General features: G+C 66.1%; 20 protein-coding genes. 7 read left to right on the top strand and 13 right to left on the bottom strand.

Going from position 1 to position 24,158, the window contains the following annotated elements; genetic code table 11:
• Positions 1-119: 119 nt before the first annotated feature.
• Entirely contained in the window at positions 120-1,397 is a 1,278-nt protein-coding gene (locus tag B447_RS17060) for a D-amino acid dehydrogenase (protein ID WP_002943259.1), read from the top strand.
• 56 nt (positions 1,398-1,453) lie between these two features.
• Here B447_RS17060 and B447_RS17055 read toward each other — a convergent pair whose 3' ends face one another.
• The 9 genes from B447_RS17055 to dnaX all read right to left on the bottom strand — a co-directional run bounded on the left by B447_RS17055 (position 1,454) and on the right by dnaX (position 9,040).
• Positions 1,454-1,966, bottom strand: a complete 513-nt coding sequence (locus B447_RS17055; protein ID WP_002926807.1) for a hemerythrin domain-containing protein — start codon at positions 1,964-1,966, stop codon at positions 1,454-1,456.
• A 10-nt stretch (positions 1,967-1,976) separates the two neighbouring features.
• Positions 1,977-2,468, bottom strand: a complete 492-nt coding sequence (locus B447_RS17050; protein ID WP_002943258.1) for a ClpXP protease specificity-enhancing factor — start codon at positions 2,466-2,468, stop codon at positions 1,977-1,979.
• A gap of 50 nt (positions 2,469-2,518) precedes the next feature.
• Positions 2,519-3,115, bottom strand: a complete 597-nt coding sequence (locus B447_RS17045) for a glutathione S-transferase N-terminal domain-containing protein (RefSeq protein ID WP_002926809.1) — start codon at positions 3,113-3,115, stop codon at positions 2,519-2,521.
• Positions 3,116-3,223: 108 nt separating this feature from the next.
• Positions 3,224-3,979: a cytochrome c1 gene (locus tag B447_RS17040; protein ID WP_002943257.1), complete on the bottom strand. Its 756-nt coding sequence runs from the start codon at positions 3,977-3,979 to the stop codon at positions 3,224-3,226.
• Positions 3,976-5,244, bottom strand: a complete 1,269-nt coding sequence (locus B447_RS17035; RefSeq protein ID WP_002926815.1) for a cytochrome b — start codon at positions 5,242-5,244, stop codon at positions 3,976-3,978. Before B447_RS17035 ends, B447_RS17040 begins: the two co-directional genes overlap by 4 nt.
• Before the next feature lie 3 nt (positions 5,245-5,247).
• Positions 5,248-5,841, bottom strand: coding sequence for a ubiquinol-cytochrome c reductase iron-sulfur subunit (gene petA, locus B447_RS17030; RefSeq protein WP_002926818.1), 594 nt, complete (start codon positions 5,839-5,841; stop codon positions 5,248-5,250).
• Between the two features lie 214 nt (positions 5,842-6,055).
• Positions 6,056-6,649, bottom strand: a complete 594-nt coding sequence (gene recR, locus B447_RS17025) for a recombination mediator RecR (RefSeq protein WP_002926820.1) — start codon at positions 6,647-6,649, stop codon at positions 6,056-6,058.
• Between the two features lie 13 nt (positions 6,650-6,662).
• Positions 6,663-6,986: a YbaB/EbfC family nucleoid-associated protein gene (locus B447_RS17020; RefSeq protein WP_002926821.1), complete on the bottom strand. Its 324-nt coding sequence runs from the start codon at positions 6,984-6,986 to the stop codon at positions 6,663-6,665.
• A gap of 83 nt (positions 6,987-7,069) precedes the next feature.
• Positions 7,070-9,040 (bottom strand): DNA polymerase III subunit gamma/tau, encoded by a 1,971-nt coding sequence (dnaX, locus tag B447_RS17015; RefSeq protein ID WP_002943248.1) that lies wholly within the window; start codon positions 9,038-9,040, stop codon positions 7,070-7,072.
• A 341-nt stretch (positions 9,041-9,381) separates the two neighbouring features.
• Between dnaX and B447_RS17010 the strand changes: the two genes are divergently transcribed.
• Positions 9,382-10,716, top strand: a complete 1,335-nt coding sequence (locus B447_RS17010; RefSeq protein ID WP_232431663.1) for a PEP-CTERM sorting domain-containing protein — start codon at positions 9,382-9,384, stop codon at positions 10,714-10,716.
• Positions 10,717-11,034: 318 nt separating this feature from the next.
• Here the strand turns inward: B447_RS17010 and cysN are convergent, their stop codons facing one another.
• Together cysN and cysD are read right to left on the bottom strand one after the other, a co-directional pair.
• On the bottom strand, positions 11,035-12,942 hold the full coding sequence (gene cysN / locus B447_RS17005; protein WP_002943241.1) for a sulfate adenylyltransferase subunit CysN: 1,908 nt from the start codon (positions 12,940-12,942) through the stop codon (positions 11,035-11,037).
• Between the two features lies 1 nt (position 12,943).
• Positions 12,944-13,867: a sulfate adenylyltransferase subunit CysD gene (gene cysD / locus B447_RS17000; RefSeq protein ID WP_002943233.1), complete on the bottom strand. Its 924-nt coding sequence runs from the start codon at positions 13,865-13,867 to the stop codon at positions 12,944-12,946.
• 190 nt (positions 13,868-14,057) lie between these two features.
• Here cysD and cysQ point away from each other — a divergent pair, with 190 nt between their 5' ends.
• Both cysQ and B447_RS16990 read left to right on the top strand, forming a co-directional pair.
• A complete protein-coding gene (gene cysQ / locus B447_RS16995) occupies positions 14,058-14,828 on the top strand; it encodes a 3'(2'),5'-bisphosphate nucleotidase CysQ (RefSeq protein WP_002943232.1) in 771 nt (256 codons plus the stop codon).
• A gap of 20 nt (positions 14,829-14,848) precedes the next feature.
• Positions 14,849-16,585 (top strand): SLC13 family permease, encoded by a 1,737-nt coding sequence (locus B447_RS16990; RefSeq protein WP_002943229.1) that lies wholly within the window; start codon positions 14,849-14,851, stop codon positions 16,583-16,585.
• A 21-nt stretch (positions 16,586-16,606) separates the two neighbouring features.
• Here B447_RS16990 and B447_RS16985 read toward each other — a convergent pair whose 3' ends face one another.
• Positions 16,607-16,873: an acyl carrier protein gene (locus B447_RS16985; RefSeq protein ID WP_002926828.1), complete on the bottom strand. Its 267-nt coding sequence runs from the start codon at positions 16,871-16,873 to the stop codon at positions 16,607-16,609.
• A 123-nt stretch (positions 16,874-16,996) separates the two neighbouring features.
• Here B447_RS16985 and B447_RS16980 point away from each other — a divergent pair, with 123 nt between their 5' ends.
• Positions 16,997-18,574 (top strand): acyl-CoA ligase (AMP-forming), exosortase A system-associated, encoded by a 1,578-nt coding sequence (locus B447_RS16980; protein ID WP_002943224.1) that lies wholly within the window; start codon positions 16,997-16,999, stop codon positions 18,572-18,574.
• A 41-nt stretch (positions 18,575-18,615) separates the two neighbouring features.
• The gene (locus B447_RS16975; RefSeq protein ID WP_443080989.1) at positions 18,616-19,869 is read left to right on the top strand and encodes a pyridoxal-dependent decarboxylase, exosortase A system-associated; all 1,254 of its coding nucleotides are present in this window, start codon (positions 18,616-18,618) and stop codon (positions 19,867-19,869) included.
• Positions 19,870-19,884: 15 nt separating this feature from the next.
• Here B447_RS16975 and B447_RS16970 read toward each other — a convergent pair whose 3' ends face one another.
• Entirely contained in the window at positions 19,885-20,307 is a 423-nt protein-coding gene (locus B447_RS16970) for a hypothetical protein (protein ID WP_002943215.1), read from the bottom strand.
• 115 nt (positions 20,308-20,422) lie between these two features.
• Here B447_RS16970 and B447_RS16965 point away from each other — a divergent pair, with 115 nt between their 5' ends.
• Positions 20,423-23,983, top strand: a complete 3,561-nt coding sequence (locus tag B447_RS16965) for a VanZ family protein (protein WP_002943212.1) — start codon at positions 20,423-20,425, stop codon at positions 23,981-23,983.
• Positions 23,984-24,158: the final 175 nt, after the last annotated feature.

Genomic DNA, 24,158 nt, shown 5'->3' with positions numbered 1-24,158 from the left:
CGCACGGGGTAAATGCCCATAGCACTGCCGGCAAGCGGTTCCGCGCGCTGAAGCGCGGGGGTATGATCGCAGCCCCGGAACCCATCCCCGGCCCTCAACAGAAGGCGCACGCCCCACCCATGCATGTCCTGGTCCTCGGTGCCGGCCTCTCCGGCGTCACCACAGCCTGGTATCTGCACCAGGCCGGGTTCGACGTCAGCATCGTCGACCGCCAACCCGCGGCAGCGCTCGAGACCAGTTACGCGAACGGTGGCCAGATCTCGATCAGCCACCCGGAGCCCTGGGCCAACCCGGGTGCACCGCTGCAAGTGCTGCGCTGGCTCGGCCGTGACGATGCGCCGCTGATGTTCCGCCCCACCACCGACCCGGCCCAGTGGCAGTGGGGGGCGCGCTTTCTGCTCGAATGCCTGCCCTGGCGGACACGCCGCAATACGGCTGCGATCGCGCACCTGGCGCGCTGGAGCGGCGAGCGCCTGCGCGCCCTGCGCGCGGAACTCGACCTGCACTACGAACACCTCGAACGCGGCATCCTGCATCTGTTTCACAGCCCGGCAGAGTTCTCCCAGGCCGGCAGACGGGTGCAGGAACTCACGCGCTTCGGCATCGCAGCCCGGGTCTGCACCAAAGCCGAATGCCTGCGCATCGAGCCCGCACTCGCGGCACAGGCGGACTCGCTGGCAGGCGGGCTGTATGCGCCAGGCGACGAGTCGGGCGACGCCCACCTCTTCACCCAGATGCTTGCCCTGCGCCTGTCGAGCGCTGGGGCACGCATGCACTGGGGGTGCGAGATCACGCGCATCCTGAGCGCTGCGGCAACCGGGAGGGAGTGCGTCGAGGCCGTCGAAATCCGCGACACGCGCGGCGAGTTGCATCTGCTGCATGCCGACGCCTTCGTTGTCTGCCTGGGCAGCTACGGCCCGCGTCTGCTCGCACCGCTGGACGAAAAGCTACCGATCTATCCGGTAAAGGGCTACTCGATCACGGCACCGGTGGTCGACCCGAGCCGCGCGCCCAGCGTGAGCCTGACCGACGAATCCCGCCGCATCGTCTGCTCGCGACTCGGCGATCGACTGCGCATCGCAGGCACGGCGGAACTCAATGGGTTCGATACGAGGATCAGGCCGGAACGCGTAGCGGGAATCCTCGACTGGGCGCGCACCCGCTTCCCGGGTGCAATCGACATCGCCGAGGCCGAAGCCTGGGCCGGGCTGAGGCCGGCAACACCCGGCAATGTTCCGGTGATCGGCCGCGGCCGGCACGATCGGCTGTGGTTCAACACCGGGCACGGAACGCTGGGCTGGACGCTGGCCTGCGGCTCCGCCGCAGCCCTGGCCGAACTCATGAGCGGACGGCAGCCCGCGCTCGACTTTCCTTTCCGCGACGGCCGCAAGACCTGAAAACCGCGTCGCGATGAACTGTAACGCGCAGGGAATACGCCAGCAGAGTGCCCTGGTCAGCCCGAACAGGCCGGGCTACGCGCAGTCTCCGGCTGGCATGCGGACTCCGCACTGAGGCTGGCGCACGCACAGCCTTCACCGCGCTGCTCGCCCTCGGCGAGCGCAGGCAGCACGCCAGCCTCGAAGTCGAACCCTACGCTCTGCAAATGGAATGCGAGCGCGGCATCCATGCCGTCGACATGATTGCGGAACCAGGCCGGCAACTCCTCGACCAGGCGTTTGAAGAAGAAGGTGTCGCCCCCCGCGACGCGCTTGCGGATGTCGTACATGACTGCAAGCACGCGATCGTGCTCGGCGCGATGGCAACCCGGAAAGTCAACGGCTTCCATCCACCCGTTCTCGAGCGCAAAGTGCTCTTCGGTGTGCGCGATGAGCGCATCGAAGGCCGCCAGCAACTGCTCGGGCGCCGCCTCGACTACCGCGTTGTAGCACGCCACGAACTCGCGGTGCGTGGCGTCCATCGGCTCGAGCTTGTTCTCGAGCGCTTCGCTCCAAACCAGACCTGTCACGGCATGCTCCTCACTTGACCAGCTTGAGATGACTGCCGCGCGGCGGGCGTGGAGAGGCATCGCCGGCGCCATCTGCAGCTTCGGCGCGGGCCTGTGCCGCCGCGTCGCCCATGTCTTCGACCACGGCCTCCGTGCCGGCAGCTTCTTCGCCGTCGACAGCCTCATCCTCGAGGCCGGCCGCATCCTCTTCGAGCTCGGGCTCGAAGGCCATGCCCTGCCCGTTCTCCCGCGCATAGATGGCGATCACGTTGGCGACAGGAATGACCAGCGAGTGTGCAACACCACCGAAGCGCGCCTGGAAGCTGATGAAGTCGTTCTCCATCTGCAGTTGGCCCGTGGCGTCAGGGGCGAGATTCAACACGATCTGGCCATCGCGGGCGTAACCGGGCGGAACACGCGTGTGCTCGTCAACGGCAGTTGCGATATAGGGCGTGAAACCCTGGTCGATGCACCACTGCCAGATTGCGCGCAGCAGATACGGCTTGGTCGAAACGATGCTCATCTTCACTCCGTTGATCGGGGCTGCGCCACTGGGGGCCCGCCCCGGCCCGCTCAGCGGCGCATGACCTTCTCGGACGGGGTCAGTGCGTCAATGAAGCCCTGGCGGCTGAAAATGCGCTCGGCGTATTTCATCAACGGCGCGGCAGCCTTGGGCAGCTCGATACCGTAGTGCTCGAGGCGCCACAGCAGCGGCGCGATCGCGACGTCAAGCATCGAGAACTCGTCACCCAGCATGAACTTCTGCTTGGTGAACACCGGCGCGAGCTGAGTCAGGTGGTCACGCACATGGGTGCGCACCTTGTCGACACCCTTCTGCCCGGCCTCGAGCGCCTCGAGGTGGGTGAACAACTCCTGCTCGAAGGTATGCAGCAACTGACGTGCACGAGCGCGCATGATCGGGTCGGGCGGCATCAGCTGCGGATGCGGGAAGCGCTCGTCGATGTACTCGTTGATGATGTTGGACTCGTAGAGCACGAGGTCGCGATCCACCAGCACCGGCACGCGGTTGTAGGGATTGATGACGGCGATGTCTTCGGGCTTGTTGTAGAGATCGACGTCGATGACTTCGAAATCCATGCCCTTTTCGAACAGCACGATCCGGCAGCGGTGACTGAAGGGATCGGTCGTGCCGGAATAAAGGTTCATCATGGTGTTGCCACTCCGGAATTCATAAAGCAAAAGCGCACCACGCGGTAGCGCGTGGTGCGTCTGGGGTCGGACCGCGCTAACCGGCCTTGCGGCCTGCCGCGTTTTCGATCAATGAATGTCCTTCCAGTAGTTCTTCTTCAGCGCGTAGCTGAGCACGAACATGCCGGCCAGGAAGATCAGCACGACGGTACCGATCGCCTTGCGCTTCTCGGCAATCGGCTCGCTCATCCAGACCATGAAGGACACGAGGTCGGCGACGGCCTTGTCGTACTCTTCTACGCTCAGCTTGCCCGGCTTGGCGAGCGACAGCTGCACGTTCTTGGTGCCATCGGCGTTCTCGGTGATGCTGGCCACCTGCTCGCCCTGCAGCTCCCAGAACACGTGCGGCATGCCCACGTTCTCGAACACCACGTTGTTCCAGCCCGAGGGACGCTCCGTGTCACGGTAGAACTGACGCAGGTAGGTGTAGAGCCAGTCCGCACCACTGCCGTCTCCCGAGTTGCGCTGGCGCGCTACCAGGGTCAGGTCGGGCACCGCGGTGCCGAACCAGACCTTGGCATCGGCCGGGCGCATGGCCACGGTCATCAGATCACCGACGCGCTCGGCGGTGAACATCAGGTTGTCACGGATTTCCTGCTCGGACAGGCCGATGTTGGTGAGCATGTTGTAGCGCTTGAAGCTCGCGCTGTGACAGCTCAGACAGTAGTTGACGAACAGCTTGGCGCCATGCTGCAGGGCAGCCGGATCTGTACTGACCGGGGCCTTGTCGAGCTGCACCGAGGCCGCCGCCGCCAGCGCCACGGCCGGGGCGAACAGCAGCACCGCTGCTGCCCGCTTGATGAGGTTGATCACGCGCATTTTCATTTGAAAGTCACCCTTTCCGGTTCGGGTTTGCACTTGTCGAGCTTGCTGTACCACGGCATCAGCAGGAAGAAGGCGAAATACAGCACCGAGCAGATCTGCGACACCAGGGTGCGACCCGGGGTCGGCGGCAGCACGCCAAGGTAACCGAGGATGATGAAGCACACCACGAAGATGGCAACTGCAGCCTTGAAGATCGGGCCCTTGTAGCGCATCGACTTCACCGGGCTGCGATCGAGCCACGGCAGGAAGGCGATGATCACCACCGAGGCCCCCATCGCGACCACACCCCAGAACTTCGCATCGAGGCCGAACAGCGGGAAAGTGACCGCGCGCAGGATCGAGTAGAAGGGCGTGAAGTACCAGACCGGCGCGATGTGCGGCGGGGTCTTCAGCGGGTCAGCGGGAATGAAGTTGTTGTACTCGAGGAAGTACCCCCCGCCCTCTGGCGCGAAGAACACCACCGCGCTGAAGAAGAACAGGAAGGCGACGACGCCGACGATGTCCTTCACCGTGTAGTACGGATGGAAGGGGATGCCGTCGAGCGGGATGCCGTTGGCGTCCTTCTTCTTCTTGATCTCGACACCGTCCGGGTTGTTGGAGCCAACCTCGTGCAGCGCGATGATGTGCGCAACGACGAGGCCGATCAGCACCAGCGGCACGGCGATGACGTGGAAGGAGAAGAAGCGGTTCAGCGTGGCGTCGGACACGACGAAATCGCCGCGGATCACCAGCGCCAGATCGGGCCCGATGAGAGGAATCGCCGAGAACAGGTTCACGATCACCTGCGCGCCCCAGAAGGACATCTGCCCCCACGGCAGCAGGTAGCCCATGAAGGCTTCGGCCATCAGCACCAGGAAGATCAGGGTACCGAAGATCCAGATCAGCTCGCGCGGCTTGCGATAGGAACCGTAGAGCAGGCCACGGAACATGTGCAGGTACACAACGACGAAGAACGCCGACGCGCCGGTCGAGTGCAGGTAGCGGATCAACCAGCCACCCGGCACTTCACGCATGATGTACTCGACACTGGCGAAGGCCACCGGCACGCCCGAGGCGTTGAGCGACGCATCCGGCTTGTAGTGCATGACCAGGAAGATGCCGGTGAGGATCTGGATGACCAGCACCAGCAGGGCGAGCGAACCGAAGAAATACCAGAAGTTGAAGTTCTTCGGCGCGTAGTACTCGGTGAGATGCCCCTTGATCGACGACGTAAGCGGAAAACGCTCGTCGATCCAGTTGAGCAGGGCTTGTGATTTGGTCGTCATCGCTTAGGCCTTCCCGTCTTCGCCAACAAGAATGGTGGAATCCGCGAGGTACTGGTGCGGCGGCACTTCGAGGTTGTCCGGCGCCGGCATGCTGCTGTAGACGCGACCGGCCAGATCGAAGAGCGAGCCATGGCAGGGGCACAGGAAGCCACCCTGCCAGTCGGCGCCCATGCCGCTCTCGGCACCCATCTTGAACTTCTCGGACGGGGAACAGCCGAGGTGGGTACAGATACCCACGGCGACGAGGTACTCCGGCTTGATGGAGCGATGCTTGTTCTTTGCGTAGTCCGGCTGCATCGGCTTGTCCGAATTCGGATCGCTGACGCGCGCATCGGTCGCATCGAGCGACGCGAGCATTTCGGGCGTGCGGCGCAGCACCCACACCGGCTTGCCCCGCCACTCCACCGTCATCATCTCGCCCGGAGCGAGCTTGCTCACATCGACTTCGACCGGCGCACCGGCTGCCTTGGCGCGCTCGGACGGCGTCAGGCTGGCAACAAACGGCACCGCGGTCGCCACTGCGGCCACGCCGCCGGCGGCGGACGTAGCGAGCAGCAGAGTGCGGCGGCTGCTGTCCATCTTTTGATCAACGCTCATGACCCTCTTCCCAGAAAGGAAAATGAAAGACCTGGATACAGATAACCCGAGAATTATACCGGAGTCACCGCAGCAGAGAAAGCGCAAAGCGCGCATCGCCTTCTGCCACAAGGCTTTCCGCGACAATGCGAGGGCTTTCGGTCGGTCTCCGGGCGGGTCAAATGTGGCGCTGCAGCATCCTCGCCACCGGCCGCGTCATGAAGCCCGGGATGGGTCAGAGCGCACGCCGCTCCACCAGGGCCTGGGCAATGGTGCCGGTGTCGGTATGCTCGAGCTCTCCACCAACCGGCACCCCACGCGACAGGCGGCTCACCTTGACCCCACGCGCTGCGAGCAGGGTGGCCACCGTGTGCGCCGTTGCCTCGCCCTCGTTGGTGAAGTTGGTGGCAAGGATCACCTCGCGCACGCTGTCGTCCGTCGCCCGCGCGATCAGCTTGTCCAGGCCGAGCTCACGTGGCCCGATGCCGTCGAGCGGCGACAAGCGCCCCATCAGCACGTAGTAGAGGCCATTGTAGGTCTGGGTCTGTTCGATCATCGCCAGATCGGCCGGCATTTCCACCACGCACAACAGAGACGCGTCGCGGCGAGGATTTGCGCAGCGCTGGCACACCACCTCCTCGGAAAACGTATTGCAGCGCTCGCAGTGACGCAACACTTCGAGCGCATGCGTGAGCGCACGACCAAGGCGCGCTGCGCCGCGCTGGTCGCGCTGCAACAGGTGGTAGGCCATGCGCTGGGCCGACTTCGGCCCCACGCCGGGCAGGCAACGCAGCGCCTCGATCAGCTCGTCGAGGCTGGACGGCGACATCGGACGGCTACGCTCAGAACGGCAGTTTCATGCCGGGCGGCAGATTCAAGCCCGCGGTGACACTCGCCATCTTGTCCTGGGTGGCGGTTTCGACCTTGCGCACCGCGTCGTTGAGCGCCGCGGCGACGAGATCCTCGAGCATCTCCTTGTCATCCATGACCGAGGCATCGATGGAGACGCGGCGCACATCGTACTTGCAGGTCATCTGTACCTTGACCATGCCGGCACCGGACTGCCCCTCGACTTCGATCGAGGCCAGTTGGTCCTGCATCTTCTTCATGTTTTCCTGCATCTGCTGGGCCTGCTTCATCAGGCCGGCAATACCGCCTTTCATCATGATGTGCGCTCCGTCGTATGGTTGGGATTCAAGGTAAATGTTTCAGGAAGGGTGTGCCGCAGGCCGACACCGCAAGCAGCGGCTCAAAGCGGCTTCACGGTACTCTCGACGAGCGTGGCGTCGAAACGTTCGATCAGCTCGCGTACGAAGGGATCGGCCTCGAGCGCGGCAACGGCCTCGGCATGGCGCGCACGACGCTCGACCTCGTCGCGCTGCGCTGGCGTCTCACCGGCAATGTCGCCGACGATGATGCGCAGTTTGAGCGTACGCCCGAGGGCTGACGACAGACTGCCCTGCAGGCGCTCGAGCGCCCCCGGGTTCATGTCGAGCAGATGACGGTGCGCCACTGACAGGCGCAACTGCAGGCCCTCATCGCTGAAATCGACCCATTCGCAATGCTGGGCAAGTTCGCGCACGAGGCCACCGAGTTCAAGCGCACGCACCAGCCCGCGCCAATCACCAAGCGCGAACAGGGTCGCAGCATCGCCGCGTGCAGCCTTGCCGGCAGCTGCATCCGGCGCCATCGTCGCCTCCGGCACTACCACGGACTTCTCTGCGGCAGCAGCCACTGAGGCAGGAGCCACCGGGGCAGGAGCGGGAGCTGACGCAGCCTCGCTCGCAGCTCCCAGCGAAGACGACACGGCATGCACGCGTTCGACAACGGCCGCGCTGTCGGCATAGGCCTCGGGCGGCAGATCCTCCCACGGCGGCACGTCATGCCCCGACACCGCTTGCGCGGTGCCGACCGCCGCCGGCTTGGCCTCGGCAGGCTGCGGAGCCATCGCTGGCGGCGGCTCTGCGGCAGGCTGTGCGACCGCGGCAGGTGGCGGTGTTATGGCCGCGACCGGCGGCTCCGGCCTCGCCGCAGCAACCGACGCGGACACCGTTGGCGCCGGCCTCGCCGACGCAGGCACCGCCCGCGCCAAGCCACCACCCCCAGGCGCCACGCCCGGCCCACCGAGCGCTGCGGGTTGCTCGGGACGGAATGCATGCAGGCGCAGCAGCGTCATCGTGAAGCCAGTGTACTCATCCGGCGCAAGCGGTAGCTCATCACGGCCGTGGATGGCGATCTGATAGGCAAGCTGCAGGAACTCGGCATCGAAGGCCTGCACGTAGGCCGCCACGCGCGCGCGCTCGAGTTCGTCGGTGATCGCCTCGGGCGCAAACTGCGCCAGGGCAATGCGGTGCAGCAGCGTCGCCAGCGACTGCAGGGCCGCATCGAAGGCCAAGCTGCGCGCCTCCATGCCATCAGCCACTCGCAGCAGCGCAGGGACATCAGCCGCGACCAGGGCATCGAGCACCGCGTACAGGTGGTCGTCGCCCACCGTACCCAGCATGTGGGTAACCTGCTCCTCCTCGACCTTGCCCGCGCCATGCGCGATCGCCTGGTCGAGCAGGGACAGCGCATCTCGCATCGAGCCGTTCGCCGCCTTGGCGAGGTGGCGCAATGCACCAGGCTCGAATGACACCTGCTCGGCCTGCAGGATGCGCGTGAGGTGCTCGACGATATGCCCCTGCGGCATCTGCTTGAGGTTGAACTGCAGGCAGCGCGACAGCACCGTTACCGGGATCTTCTGCGGGTCGGTGGTGGCGAGGATGAACTTGACGTGCTCGGGCGGCTCCTCGAGCGTCTTCAGCATGGCGTTGAAGGCATGCCCGGTGAGCATGTGCACTTCGTCGATCATGTACACCTTGTAGCGCCCCTGCACTGGCGCATACACCGCCTTGTCAAGGAGCGCCGCCATATCGTCCACGCCACGGTTCGAAGCCGCATCCATCTCGACGTAATCGGGAAAGCGGTCGGCGTCGATCGCGCGACAGGCGTCGCAGGTGTTGCACGGCTCGGGGGTGATGCCGGTCTCGCAGTTGAGCGCCTTGGCCAGAATGCGGCTGATCGTCGTCTTGCCGACGCCGCGCGTGCCCGTGAACAGCCAGGCGTGATGCAGACGGCCGGTGGCGAGCGCATGCGACAGCGCACGCACCACGTGCTCCTGACCGACCAGCGTACCGAAGGACTTCGGCCGCCACTTGCGCGCAAGGACCTGATAGCTCATGGCGGGCGATTCTAGCAGAGCGTGGCCGCCGCGCCCCCCCGCAGTGCAGCGCCCGCCGCGAGAGCCCGAAGGAGACTGCACTCGGATCTGCCGGGGTATCAGCGGAATCGATGGCCTGCGCCGCTGCGCCTGTGGGCTGCTCCACCGAACTGATCGGCATCGAAACTTCCTGCCGCCGGGAAAGTGTCGGCATTCCTTACACATGCCCACCCCAACTCGGCGTCGATCACAGCCGGCTGCGACTTGCCAGCGGGATATACCACTCGCACAAAAATTGCTTCGACCACTCTGTCCGGGCGACCACCGGACACCTACAAAACAACAACCCGCAGGAGACTCGCATGAACACAAGAAACAGCTTATCGCCGCAGAGGGTAGCCCTGACGGCGGCAATGAGCCTTTGCCTGCTGCAGGCGAGCACGGCGGACGCCGCCATCACCGTCAGCGACAGCTATCACTTCCTGGACAATCGCAGCGACAACTCCGTACGCATCTTCGCCGGCGTAAGGCAGACGATCGGCGCCTTGAACGTCACTCCCAATCCAGGCTCCACACCCAGCGCCGCCACCCAGATCATCGCCACCCAGGACGGTGTGCACTACACCAGTCTCGTCTACGATCCGGTCACCGTCGCGCCGAACCAGTATGCGCGCTCGGTCGGGGACGGCATGCTGTTCTTCAATGCCGAGCTGGGTGAGAACGTGCCCTACAACCCCAGCACGGCCGGCTGGAGCCTGTTCGGTCGGAGCGACCCGACGGACGCATATGCCGCTGTCGGCACCCTGCCCTCCATCGAAGGCGCAACTGTGCTGCCCTTCGTCTCCAACATGCGTGTCAGCGGCAGTGGCGAGGACATGACCTTCAATTGGGGGGTCTATGAAGATTCGAGCCACGACAGCGTGCGGGTGCAGATATGGAGCCTGGACTACAAGCCCGGTGACTCCATCTCGGGCGACATCCTGTTCAGCCGCAGCTTCATGGCGCCCGATGTGTCCTCGTTCCGGATCGGCGACTATGCCGATCTCGGCACCCTGCTGAGCGGCGACAAGATGTACTCGGTCGAGGTCAGCCTGATCGACCGCCGCGACGAATCCGCGCCGGTGTCGAACGCCAACATCCTGAGCCGCTCGCGTAGCTTCTTCGACTTCATGCTGCTGCCCGAAGGGGCGCCGGACGGTGTCTACCTGCCCAGCGGCGGAATCGACCCGACCGGCGATACGGTATTCAAGTTCACCATCGAGCGCGTCACTCCCGACGAGATCATCTTCATAGATCCGCTAGTGGCTGTCGGTTACGACTATGCCATCGGCGCTGGCGACCCGCTGATCCGCGCCGTGCTGCTCCCGACCGGGATCGGCGACTCGCTCTACGATATCGAACTCTGGGACGGCAGCGCGTGGGTGCCCTTCAAGACCAACGTCCTTGGCGGCGAAGAACTCGTGTTCGATGACGACGGCGTCGACCGTTTCCGCGTGCTGGGGATCGAGACCACCGCCGGACTGGACCCGGCCAACCCGCTGGCCTTCATCACCGGCCTGCGTTTTGCCGAGGAAGGACGCTTTACCGGCACGATGACACCGCTGACCGAGTTCGTCTCCCCCGTCCCCGAGCCCGGCGTCCTCGTGCTCATCGCTGCGGGGCTGCTCGGCTGGTGCCTGACGCGTCGGGCCTCCTGAGCTGTCTGGTGCTTCCGCACGGGCATTGCCGAGGCCAATCGCCGCGATGATGCGTTTCGATTGGCCTCTCCTGAGCGAGCGACGTAAGCTGCCTCTAGCAGGATGGGGCTTGCAGGAGCAGGGACGAGGCCACCCGGGCTTGTTCGGCAGGCGCGCGCCCCACTTGTCGCCGCGAATCGGAGGGAGCCGATGATGAACACCGGACGCAAGGAACTTGAAACGCTTTTCGACCTGCTGTGCGAGATGTGCGCCGATTACGCGCAGTCTCAGTAACTGAGGGCAAGGATGGGGTCCCCCCATCCTTGCTCACTGCTCGATTCAACGCACGAGCATTCCCCGCGCCTCGAGCCATGCCAGCACGGTGTCGGCCGCAGCGTCGAGGTCAAGCCGGGTGGTGTCGAGGCGCAGTTCAGGCTCTTCCGGCGCCTCGTAGGGCGAGTCGATGCCAGTGAAGTTCTTCAGCTCGCCGCGCCGGGCCTTCTTGTAGAGGCCCTTCACGTCGCGCGCCTCGGCGACTTCGAGCGGGGTGTCGACAAAGACCTCGACGAACTCCCCCTCTTCGACCAGGCCGCGCGCCATACGGCGTTCGGACTTGAAGGGCGAGATGAAGGCGGTGAGCACGATGAGGCCGGCATCGACCATCAGCTTTGCGACTTCGGCCACGCGGCGGATGTTCTCGACGCGGTCGGCGTCGGTGAAGCCGAGATCCTTGTTCAGCCCGTGGCGCACGTTGTCGCCGTCGAGCAGGTAGGTGTGGTGGCCCAGCGCGTGCAGCTTCTTCTCGACCAGGTTGGCGATCGAGGACTTGCCCGCACCCGACAGGCCGGTGAACCAGAGCACGCAACCGTGCTGGTTCTTGAGCGCAGCACGCGCCTGCTTGTTCACGTCAACGTGTTGCAGGTGGATGTTGTGTGCCCGGCGCAGCGCGAAGTGCAGCAGGCCAGCACCGACGGTGTTGTTGGACAGCCGGTCGATGAGGATGAAGCCGCCGGTGTCACGGTTGTCGCGATAGGCATCGAAGGCGATCGGACGGTCGAGGCTGATGTTGCACACGCCGATCGCGTTCAGTTCCAGCTTCTTGGCCGCGACATGCTCGAGCGTGTTCACATTGACCTGGTACTTGATGTCGGTGATCGTTGCCGTCACCGTGCGCGCGCCGATCTTGAGCAGGTAGGGTCGCCCGGCGAGCATGGGCTCGTCGTGCATCCAGTTGATCGTGCACTCGAACTGGTCGGCGACCTCGGCCGGCGCCTCGACCGTGGAGATCACGTCGCCGCGCGAGATGTCGATCTCGTCGGCCAGCGTGAGCGTGACCGACTGCCCGGCCACCGCCTGTGGCAGGTCGCCGTCCAGAGTCACGATCCGCGCTACCGTGCTCTCGCGCCCCGAGGGCTGAACGCGGATGCGATCACCCGGCTTGACCACACCGCTGGCGATGGTGCCGGCAAAACCGCGGAAATCGAGGTTCGGGCGATTGACCCACTGCACGGGCAGGCGGAAGGGGGCGCGCTGCATGCGGCAATCGTCCACCTCGACGGTCTCGAGATAACCCATCAGCGTGGTGCCGTGGTACCAGGGCATGTTGTCGCTGGGGGCAATGATGTTGTCGCCCTTGAAGGCGGACATCGGGATGAAGGTGATGCCCTCGAGACCGAGCTGCGCTGCGAAGGCGCGGTAGTCCTCGACGATCTCGCGGAAGATGGGCTCGGCGTAGCCCACCAGGTCCATCTTGTTGATGGCGACCACGACGTGGCGGATGCCGATCAGGGACACCAGGTAGCTGTGGCGGCGCGTCTGGGTGAGGATGCCCCTGCGCGCATCGACCATCAGGATGGCTGCATCCGCCGTGGACGCGCCGGTGACCATGTTGCGGGTGTACTGCTCGTGGCCCGGGGTGTCGGCGACGATGAACTTGCGCTTGTCGGTGGAGAAGAAGCGGTAGGCCACGTCGATCGTGATGCCCTGCTCGCGCTCGGCCGCCAGGCCATCGACCAGCAGCGCGAAGTCGATCTGGTCGCCCTGGGTGCCGAACTTCTTCGAGTCGGCCTCGACCGCGGCAAGCTGGTCCTCGAACAGCATCTTCGATTCGTAGAGCAGGCGGCCGATGAGGGTACTCTTGCCGTCATCCACGCTGCCGCAGGTGATGAAGCGCAGCAGGCTCTTCTTCTCGTGCTGACGGAGGTACTGCTCGATGTCGGTGGCGATGAGGTCGGAAACGTGTGCCATGTCAGAAGTACCCCTCTTGTTTCTTCTTTTCCATGGAAGCGGCGGAATCGTGGTCGATCACCCGGCCCTGGCGCTCGGAGGTCTTGGTGAGCAGCATTTCCTGGATGATCGCAGGCAGCGTATCGGCCTCGGACTCGATGGCGCCGGTCAGCGGGTAGCAGCCCAGGGTGCGGAAGCGCACCTTCTTCATCATCGGCACCTCGCCGGGCTTCAAGGGCATGCGGTGGTCGTCGACCATGATCAGCGTGCCGTCGCGCTCGACCACCGGGCGCTCGGCGGCGTAGTACAGCGGCACGATGGGGATGTTCTCGAGGTAGATGTACTGCCAGATGTCGAGCTCGGTCCAGTTCGACAGCGGGAACACGCGGATCGACTCGCCCTTGTGCTTTCTGGCGTTGTAGAGCTTCCACAGCTCGGGGCGCTGGTTCTTCGGGTCCCAGCGGTGCTGCGCGGTGCGGAACGAGAACACGCGCTCCTTGGCGCGCGACTTTTCCTCGTCGCGGCGCGCACCGCCGAAGGCGACGTCGAAGCCGTACTGGTCGAGCGCCTGCTTGAGGCCCTCGGTCTTCATGATGTCGGTGTGGATCGCCGAGCCGTGGGTGAAGGGGTTGATGTCCTTCTCCACGCCCTCGGGGTTGATGTGCACCAGCAGGTCCATGCCTGTCTGCTGGGCCATGCGGTCGCGGAAGCGATACATCTCCTGGAATTTCCAGCGCGTATCGACGTGCAGCAGCGGAAACGGTGGCACTGCCGGGTAGAAGGCCTTCATCGCCAGGTGCAGCATCACCGCGCTGTCCTTGCCGACCGAGTACAGCATGACCGGCTTGTCGGCTTCGGCGACGACCTCGCGCAGGATGTGGATGCTTTCGGCTTCGAGCCGTTGCAGGTGGGTCAGGCTGTTCGCTGCGGGACTGTGCATGGGCATCGGTCGCTCTGTTCGGTTCTGGACGTTGAGCGCGCACTTCACCCTCAGCCATTCATGCCTGCTCCGGGGCAGGCACGGAGGAAACTGCAACAGGGCCATGTTCCAGCGTGCGCGAAGACGATGCAATATATCGCCGAAGGCTAGACTATGCCACTCGACATCACCCATGCCCCTTGCCTGGAGTCCGCCCGTGACCTTGCCACCGCTCGCCCCGCTACTCGAACGCCTTGTGCCGATCATCCGTGCTGCCGGCGATGTCGTGATGAAGGTCTACGCCACCGATTTCGCCGTACGTGGCAAGGACGACGCCTCTCCGGTGACCGAAGCCGACGAGCGCGCCGAGGCGCTGATCCTGCCTGCCCTTCAGGACCTGCTGCCCGGCGTGCCGGTGGTGGCGGAGGAGGCTGTCGCTGCAGGACGAGTACCCGAATTCGGCCGCCACTTCTGGCTGGTGGACCCGCTCGATGGCACCAAGGAATTCATCGGCCGCAACGGCGAGTTCACCGTCAACGTCGCACTCATCGAGGACGGCAACCCGGTGCTGGGAGCCGTGCTCGCGCCCGCACTCGACCGCCTTTTCCTCGGCGCCCACGGCGTGGGCGCATTCATTGAGGAAGGCGGCGCACGCAGTCCGATCCGCTGCCGGCATAGCCCTGCGGCGGGGCTCACGGTCGTTGCCAGCCGCTCGCACGGCGATGCTGCGGCACTCGACGCCTTCCTTGCCGGTCGTCCGGTTGCTGCGCTGAAAAGCGCGGGTTCTTCGCTCAAGCTCTGCCTCATCGCCAACGGCGAAGCCGACCTCTATCCGCGCCTGGGCCGTACCATGGAATGGGACATCGCCGCCGGACACGCCGTGCTGGCAGCTGCCGGCGGCAAGGTACGCACGCTCGCCGGCGACGCGCTGCGCTACGGCAAGCCTGGCCTGGACAACCCGCACTTCGTCGCCAGCGGCCTGGACTGAGCGGCCACCGCGACCCACGCATGACAGCTCACCTCGTCCTCGGCTCGATCGGTCTCCTGCTGGCGCTGCTGATTCACGGCCGGATCAGCCCGGCGATCCTGTTCGCGAGTTGGGCCGGCATCTACCACCTGCTCGGTCTGGCCAGCCAGCAGGCCCTGCTGTCGAGCTTCTCCAACCCGGCGCTGGCCACCCTGATCCTGCTGCTGCTGGTATCGCTGGCACTGGAGCGCTCTCCCTTCCTCGACCTGCTCTCCCAGCTCCTGCTCAAGGGGCGCACCCGCCTGGCGACCCTCAAGCTGGCCACTTTCAGCAGCCTTGCCTCGGCCTTCATGAACAACACGGCGGTGGTCGGCGCCTTGCTCGGCACCATCACCCAGCAGCGCCGGCACCCGGCCTCGAAGCTGCTGATTCCACTCTCCTACGCATCGATCCTTGGCGGCATCACCACCCTGGTGGGCACCTCGACCAACCTGGTGGTTAACTCCTTCGTCGTCGAAGCTGGCCTGCCGGCCTTGCACATGTTCCAGTTCACGCTGGTCGGCCTGCCGGTGGCGCTTGCCTGCATTGCGGTGCTCACGCTCAGCGCCCGCCTGCTGCCTGCGAACGCCTCGACCGGCAACGATGTACGCTCGGCCTACTTCCTCGAGGCCCGCGTCATGCCCGGCTCGCCGATGATCGGCCGCAGCATCGAGCACAACCGACTGCGCAACCTCGAGGGACTGTTCCTGCTCGAGATCGAGCGTGAGGGTCGGCTGATCTCGCCCGTCGGGCCAGCCGAACTGCTGCACGCCGGCGATGTACTGGTATTCACGGGCGAGGTGGACAAGGTGCAGGCCCTGCAGCGCTTCTCCGGCCTGGCGGTATTCGGCGCCGGCGCGGACGCGCTGCTCAAGTCCAACCTGGTGGAGGTCGTGCTGTCGAGCGAGTCGGACCTGGCCAACCGCACGCTGCGCGACGTCGATTTCCGCACCATGTTCGACGCCGGGGTGGTAGGCATTCGCCGCGGCGACAAGCGCCTCACCGGCCAGCTCGGCCGCATTCCGCTGCGCGTGGGCGACAGCCTGCTGCTCGCGGCGGGGCCGGACTTCTTCCAGCATCGCAACCTCGACCGCAACTTCCACGTACTCAACGGCTCGGGCGTACGCCCGAAGATGAGCCCTGCGCAGAGCACGGCCGCGCTGACGGGCTTCGCGCTCGCAATCGTGCTATCGGCGGCGGGCGTGCTGCCGCTGTTCTCGGGGCTGTTGCTGCTGCTCGCCGGCCTGCTCGCCAGCGGCCTGCTGACCCTGGGCGAAATGCGCCGGCGATTTCCTTTCGAGCTGCTGGTGGTGATCGGCTCGGCGCTGACGATCGCCGGAGTCGTCGAACGCTCGGGCGCCGCTGCACTGATGGCGGGCTGGATGCGCGCCCTGTTCGATGGCTACGGCGTGTATGCAGCACTGGTCGGCGTGTATCTGATCACCATGGTGCTCACCGAGCTTGTCACCAACAATGCGGCGGCAGCCCTCGCGTTTCCGATCGCGCTGGGTACGGCGCGTGCGTTCGGCGTCGATCCGACGCCATTCATCATGGTGGTGGCCTATGGCGCCAGCGCCGGTTTTCTGATCCCTTTCGGCTACCAGACTCACCTGATGGTGTATTCGGCCGGCCGCTACCGCATGCGCGACTTCCTGCGCGCAGGCTTGCCGGTGAGCCTGACCTATGCTGCGGTTGTGCTTGCCCTGGTGCCGGTGTTCTTCCCGTTCAGGCCGTCGTAGCCGGCACGCCGAACGATCGCCTCAGCCCTGCTGACGGGCGGTGAGGCGTTCCACGAAGTCGACCACGGTGGCCACCGACGCAAACGAATTGCCATCGACCTCGTCGTCGGGGACCTCGATACCGAAGCGGGCTTCGATCTCATGGATCACGGCGATCACGGCCATCGAGTCGAGCTCGGGCAGATCGCCAAGCAAGGGCGTGTCGGCGCTGAAGCCCAGGGCGCGGCCATCGAGGCTGAGCACCTCGTCCAGCAGCGCCAGCACTTCCTTCAGAATCTGTTCTGACATCTTCTCTCCCTTGCGGACCACGCGCGCGCACGGCAAGCCAGCGCGAAAACGCGCGCATTATACTTCCGCATCCGGTGCGAATTGCGCACTGCGACAATTCAGACTCAATCAAAAAGAGCAGCAATGCACGCCAGGCACCTCCTTCATCATCTCGTTTCCGCCCCAGCCGTACACGCCCCGGAGCGCATTGCACTCGTCAGCGGCTCGCAGCACATCAGCTATGGCGCACTGCAGACGAGCATCGACGGCTTTGCAGGCGGCTTGGCAGGGCTGGGCCTGGCGCGCGCCGAACGGGTCGCGATCTACCTCGACAAGCGCCCGGAGTTCGTCGCCGCCGCCTTTGGCTGCAGCGCCGCCGGCGGAGTGTTCGTGCCGGTCAACCCCATCCTCAAGGCCGATCAGGTCGGGCACATCCTGCACGACTGCACCGTCCGCGTCCTGGTCACCACGCCGGAACGCTTCGGCGCCCTGCGCGCCACGCTGGCAGCTTGCCACGACCTGCGTCATGTCGTGCTGGTCGGTCGCCCCGCAGAGCGTCCGCAGCTCGACGGCCTGTCGCTGCACCTTTGGGACGAGCTCGTGGCCGCCCCGTCCATGGCCGGGCACCGCGTCATCGACACCGACATGGCGGCCATCCTGTACACCTCGGGCAGCACCGGGCGACCAAAGGGCGTGGTGCTCGCGCATCGCAACATGATGGCGGGCGCGCGCAGCGTTGCCTCTTACCTCGGCAACCACGCCGACGACACCCTGCTCGCCGCGCTGCCGCTGTCCTTCGACGCCGGCCTGTCGCAGCTCACCACTGCCTTCCATGCCGGTGCCCGCGTGGTGCTGCTCAACTACCTGATGCCGCGCGATGTGCTCAAGGCGGTCGAGCGCGAGCGCGTGACCGGACTCACCGCAGTACCACCGCTGTGGATACAACTGGCACAGCTTGAATGGCCCGCCGGTGTCAGCGAGCACCTGCGCTACTTCGCCAACACAGGCGGGCGCATGCCACTCGACACCCTCACCCGCCTGCGCGCGCAGCTACCTGCAAGCAGTCCCTTCCTGATGTACGGGCTCACCGAGGCATTCCGCGCGACCTACCTGCCACCCGAGGAGATCGACCGCCGCCCCGACTCCATCGGCAAGGCCATCCCCGATACCGAGGTGCTGGTGTTGCGCGAGGACGGCAGCGAATGCGCCCCCAACGAGCCTGGCGAACTGGTGCAACGCGGCGCGCTGGTAGCGATGGGGTACTGGAACGACCCCGAGCGCACCGCCGAACGTTTCCGCCCCCTGCCGCCGCGCGCGCCCGGACGCGAGCCCGGCCTGGTGCTACCGGAGATTGCCGTGTTCTCGGGCGATACGGTACGCCGCGACGAGGACGGATTCCTCTACTTCATCGGCCGCCGCGACGAGATGATCAAGACCTCGGGCTACCGCGTGAGCCCCACCGAGATCGAGGAGATCCTCTACGCCACCGGCATGGTCGGCGAGTGCGTCGCCTTCGGCCAGCCGCACCCCACGCTGGGCCAGGGCATCGCCGTGATCGCAACCCCCCTGCCCGGTACCACCCTCGATACCGCGGCACTGCTAGCCGAGTGCCGCGCACGCATGCCCGCCTACATGGTGCCGACACGCATCGAGCTGCGCTCCGGTCCGCTGCCGCGCAACCCGAATGGCAAGCTCGACCGCAAGGCGCTCAGCGCTGACTGAGCTGCCACCCTCCTGCCAACCGCATCGCCACTGACACCGCCATGCCCGCCTCCACTCCTGCCGCCAAAGCCTCGCCCGTACACGCCGCCATGGACCAGTTCGCGGTGCGCGACGGCGAACTCCTGGTCGGCGGCATCCCGCTACGCAGGCTCGCCGCCCGCGTAGGCAGCACCCCTTTTTACGCCTACGATCGCACGCTGCTGAGCGCGCGCGTGGCACAACTGCGCAGCGCCCTGCCCACGGGGATCGAGCTGCATTACGCGATGAAGGCCAACCCGATGCCGGCGCTGGTCGGCCACATGGCGCCCCTCGTCGACGGCATCGACGTCGCCTCGGCGGGCGAGCTGAAGATAGCGCTCGACGCCGGCACCGACCCCGGGCGCATCAGTTTTGCCGGGCCGGGCAAGCGCGACGCCGAACTGCGCCAGGCGGTCGCTGCCGGCATCCTGATCAATGTCGAGTCCTTCCGCGAGCTCGCGGTGCTGGCCGAAGCCTCGCAGGCGCTTGGGGTGCCGGCACGCGTGGCCGTACGCGTCAATCCGGACTTCGAGCTCAAGTCATCGGGGATGAAGATGGGCGGCGGCCCCAAGCCCTTCGGCGTCGATGCCGAGCAGGTACCGGCACTGCTGCAGGCGATAGGCAGGGCGGAGCTCGCCTTCGAGGGCTTTCATCTCTTCGCCGGTTCGCAGAACCTGAAGGCGGAGGCCATCGTCGAGGCCCAGCAGAAGAGCTTCGCGCTCGCCCTTCGCCTGGCCGAGCACGCACCGGGGCCGGTGCGCACGCTCAATCTCGGCGGCGGCCTCGGCATCCCCTACTTTCCTGGCGAGCAGCGCCTGGATCTCGCCCCCATCGGGACAGCGCTGGGCGACATCGTGGCCGAGGCAGCGACCGCGCTGCCCGGGGCAGCCATCGTGCTGGAACTCGGCCGCTACCTCGTCGGCGAGGCAGGGATCTACGTGTGCCGCATCACCGACATCAAGGTCTCGCGCGGCCACACCTACCTGGTCACCGACGGCGGGCTGCATCACCACCTTTCGGCCAGCGGCAACTTCGGCCAGGTGCTGCGCAAGAACTACCCCGTGACGATAGGCACCCGCATGGGCGAGCCTGCGGCCGAGGCCGTGTCAGTGGTCGGCCCGCTCTGTACGCCGCTCGACCTCATCGCCGAGCGCATGGCTCTGCCGCAGGCCGCGGAAGGCGACCTGGTGGTGGTGTTCCAGTCCGGTGCCTACGGTGCATCAGCCAGCCCACAGGCCTTCCTCGGCCACCCAGGCGTAGCCGAGGTTCTGGTATAGCGGCTCCGGCGTGGGTCAGAAACCGCAGGACTGCTGGCCGGGCCGCACCGTGGCGTCGTGCACCTCGTCGCCATTGCAGAAGCTGTAAAGCCCGCCACCGTTGCTGACGACGCGGTAGGTGTAGGTGCCACCGGAGCCGTAGTTGTAGACCATGCGCGCGTTGGCGCCCGTGCCAGTCACGCTCCAGGAACCGACCTGCTTGGTCGGGTCGACCGCGTCGGTGGGCCCCTTCTTCCAGTCGATGAGCGCACCGCCCGCCTGGTGGAACTCCTGCCAGCGATTGCTGCCTCGTACCGCGCAGACGGTGTTGCCGGGGAAGGTGCCGTTCAATTCCGTATGATTCATCGTGCTGTTGGCCGGGCATGCCGCGAGCGCCTGGCCCGAGCCCACTACACCAAGGACCGCGAACGCGGCCGCCGCACATTTGAATGCCTTCATGTCTGCTCCCTCGTGAGTTCGGATCGCGCCGGGTCTGGCGTCAATTTTCAAGATAGCAGTTTGCAGCGCGGCGTACGACAATTGAACCTCAACGCCGCAGGAAAAAGATCACACGATGCACGATCCGCGCTCCGCCGCCCCCGCCAGGGCCTGGCAGCACGCCCGAATCGCCCTGCTGTGGGCGGTTTTCGTCGCCTACGGCAGCCTGGTGCCGCTGGAGTACCGCCCACGCGAGGACGCCTGGCAGGCATTCATGAACACCCCCTGGCTGGACCTGGGCGTAGGCTCGCGTGCAGACTGGGTGGCCAACATCCTGCTGTACATCGTGCTCGCCTACTTCGCCACCGGCGCAGTGTGGGCGAGCCGGATGGGACGTGCGGCCCGCGTGCTCGTGCTCATGGTGGTCGTCACGGCAATCCTGGCGATGGCCGTGGGCATCGAGTACCTGCAGTTGTTCTTTCCGCCGCGAACGGTCTCGCGCAACGACCTGCTCGCGGAGGGCCTGGGCACCGGGCTGGGGCTGGCGCTTTGGTTCGTCGCCGGGCAGCGCATCGCCGGGCTGTGGCAGCGCTTCGTCCATGGCGGAGCGCACAGTCTGCTCGCCGTGCTGGCACTGTACGCCCTCGGCTACCTCGGCTTGAGCTTCTTTCCCTACGACTTCCTCGTCAGCAGCCAAGAGGTTGCGGCCAAGCTCGCCCGCCCCGACAGCCTTAGCCTTGGCCCAGGGCTGTCCTGCGGTGCAGCCTTCACCTGCGGGGTGAAATTGCTGGTGGAGGCCGTGCTGATGGTCCCCGTCGGGCTGCTGCTGGCGCTCGGCCTGAAGGCGCGCTCGCCCGGCCGGCGCAGTCCCGGCCTTGTCACCGGAGTCGTGGCGGGCGCCGCCGTCGGGCTGCTCATCGAGGCAGTGCAGATCGTGCTCGCCTCGGGCACCACCCAGGGCATCTCCATCCTCACCCGCGCGCTCGGCATGGCTTGGGGGGTGGCACTCGCGCGCAGCCATCCGCTGCAGTGGCTGCACTACTCGCCCGCCCGGCTGTTACGCTGGAGCCTGCTCCTGAGCCCCGTCTACCTCGCCTTGGTGCTGGCACTCCACGAAGTGCTGCCGCTGGCGCTCCAGCCTGCCTGGGCAGCCACGGAGAAGCTCGAGACGCTGCGCTTCCTGCCTTTCTATTACCACTACTACACCACCGAGACGGCCGCGGTGCGCAGCCTGCTCTTCGTCCTGGGGAGCTACGCGCCAATCGGCCTGGTCGCCGCACTCGCCTTCCCCCGCCTGCAACGGGGGGCAATGATCCTCGCCGTGCTCGTGGCGCTCGCGCTGTGTTTCGGCGTCGAGGTATTGAAGCTCTTCACCGTGGGCAAGAAGCCCGATCCGACCAATCTGCTGATCGCCGCGAGCAGCGCCTGGTTCATGCACTGGGTCGCCAGCCGCATCCTCGCGCTGATGCAGGCCCACGCGACCACGTCCCACGCCACCGCACACGCTGAGGGTCTTGTTTACCCCGCACGCACCGCAAGCGCGGACTGGCGCAAGGCCCTACTGGTCGGTGTGCTGCCGGCAGCCCTGATCATTGCCGCTGTGGCGCTGACCGTACCCGATGCGCCGCCTGCCGCCGGCGCGAACACGCCCAGCGTCACGTACCCGCCACCGTCGGCGCTACCAAGGCCGCAGTTGCCCGGCTTTCGCATGGCGCACCCCCGCCTGCCACATCCGTCTCCCGCCGACATCGCCACCCTGCGCGCAAGGAACCCGCGCTTTCTGGAGCAGTTGTCCTCTGCCGCACGCAACAATCCCAATGCCATCAACGCCATCATGCAGGCGGGCTTCATCCAGCCGGGGGTGTTCAACCTCGCCCCCCTGCACGCGAGACTGATGGAAACGCGCTTCGTCGACCGCGGACACGGCCAGGTCATGCCACTGGCAATCGCCTACGACTGGCTGCACGACCAATGGACGGCAGCCGAGCGCGACGCCCTGCGCGACAAGCTCGCCGAAGGCTGCGACTATCTCATCGACGTCATCCGCCGCGACCAGCTGTCGCCCTACAACGCCTTCCTCTACAACGCACCGCTGCAGGCGTTGATGGCATGCAGCATTGCGCTCTACGGCGACCACCCGCGTGGTGAAGCGCACATGAGCTTCACCCACGAACTCTGGAAGAACCGCGTGCTGCCGGTGTGGCGCCAGGTTTTCGGCAACAGCGGCGGCTGGCACGAGGGCGGCGAATACGTCGCCGTAGGCATCGGCCAGGCCATCCACACCCTGCCCGCGCTATGGCGCGCAGCAACGGGCGAGGACCTCTTCGCCAGCGAGCCAGGCATCCGCGGCTTCCTCGACTTTCTTGTCTACCGCACCCGCCCCGACGGCACCCACATGCGCTGGGGCGACGGCGCCTGGTTCAATCGCCACCCCAGCGATGCGGCAGCTCTGGCGCTGGAGTTCCGCCACGCCGCAGCCTATTCGCTGGTCCCGCCAAAGGGCGGCCCGGTGCCAACGGGCTGGCCCTGGGGTCCGCTGTCGGACGATGGCCTCTTCGACCCGCAAGCCGCCGCGCGCCTGCCACTGGCCAAGCTCTTCGACGGCATCGGCATGCTCATCGCCCGCAGCGACTGGAGCGAGCACGCAACCTGGGTGAGCTTCAAGGCGGGTGACAACTTCTGGTCGCACAGCCATCTCGACCAGGGCGCCTTCACAATCTACAGCGGCGGCCCACTTGCCATCGACAGCGGCTGGTACGGCCCGGCCTACGGGTCGGAACACCACATGAACTACGCCTACCAGAGCATCGCCCACAACCTCGTCACCGTCACCGACCCTGCCGACAACCAGCCGGGCCCTGGTTTCGACCACGCCAACCCGCGCCACTACGCCAACGACGGCGGTCAACGCCGCATCGGCTCGGGCTGGGGCGTCGACGGCGCACCGCTCGACACCAAGCAATGGGCACAGCGGCGCGAGACCTACCACACCGGCCGCATCGTCGCGCACGTGGCCGAGGACGACCTGGCAGTCGCCGTTGCCGACATCACACCGGCCTACACCAACAGTCAGTCGGGCCGAGGCAGCTTTGCCGACCGCACCCGGCGCGTGGAGCGCATGTGGCGGGTATTCGGCTACGACCGCATCAACAACGCAGTGGTCGTATTCGACGATGTCGTCGCAACCCGGGCCGAGTTCCGCAAGCGCTGGCTGCTGCACTCGATCGAGCCTCCCATTCTCGGCCCCGACCGCTTCGACCTCTTCATCCCGGCCAATCAGAACCCAGGACGCAGTGGCGGTCGCCTGCACGGCTACGTGCTGCTGCCACGCGAGCCGATGCTCAACAGCATCGGCGGACCCGGCTTCGAGTTCTTCGTGGACGGCCGCAACTACGATCAGGACGGCAGCGCACAAGCGGCCATCGCCCAACTCGGCCACGGCCGCGCCGAGCCTGGGGCCTGGCGGATCGAGCTGATGCCACTGCGCGACGCTCGCGAGGACCAGTTCCTGGTCGTCATGTTCCCAACCGCAGCGGGCGCCAGCCCCGCCGCCAGCGTTCGCCGTATCGAAGCCGATGGCCGCATCGGCGCCGAAATCGCAGGCCCCGAGCGCACCACGCGCTGGTGGTTCACGCCTGGCCAGCTCGGCGCCACCGTCGAGGTCGTCGGCGGTAGCACGCACCACCTCAACGAGTAGCACGTGTGCCGCATTGGGACAGACGTGCCGCGGTTTGCTGCAAGCGCGGCGCCAGCCGCGAGCTTCTCGTCGTCCCGCCCAAGCCCCATCGCCTTCAACCCCTCGCGGCTCGCGCCGCTCCCACTGGGGATTGTCGGCCGCAGCGGGGTGCCGTAGGAGCGGCGCCAGCCGCGAG

This window comes from Thauera sp. 27, from assembly GCF_000310125.2.
Classification (GTDB): Bacteria; Pseudomonadota; Gammaproteobacteria; order Burkholderiales; family Rhodocyclaceae; genus Thauera; species Thauera mechernichensis.
This window is presented reverse-complemented; position numbering and strand designations above follow the sequence as displayed.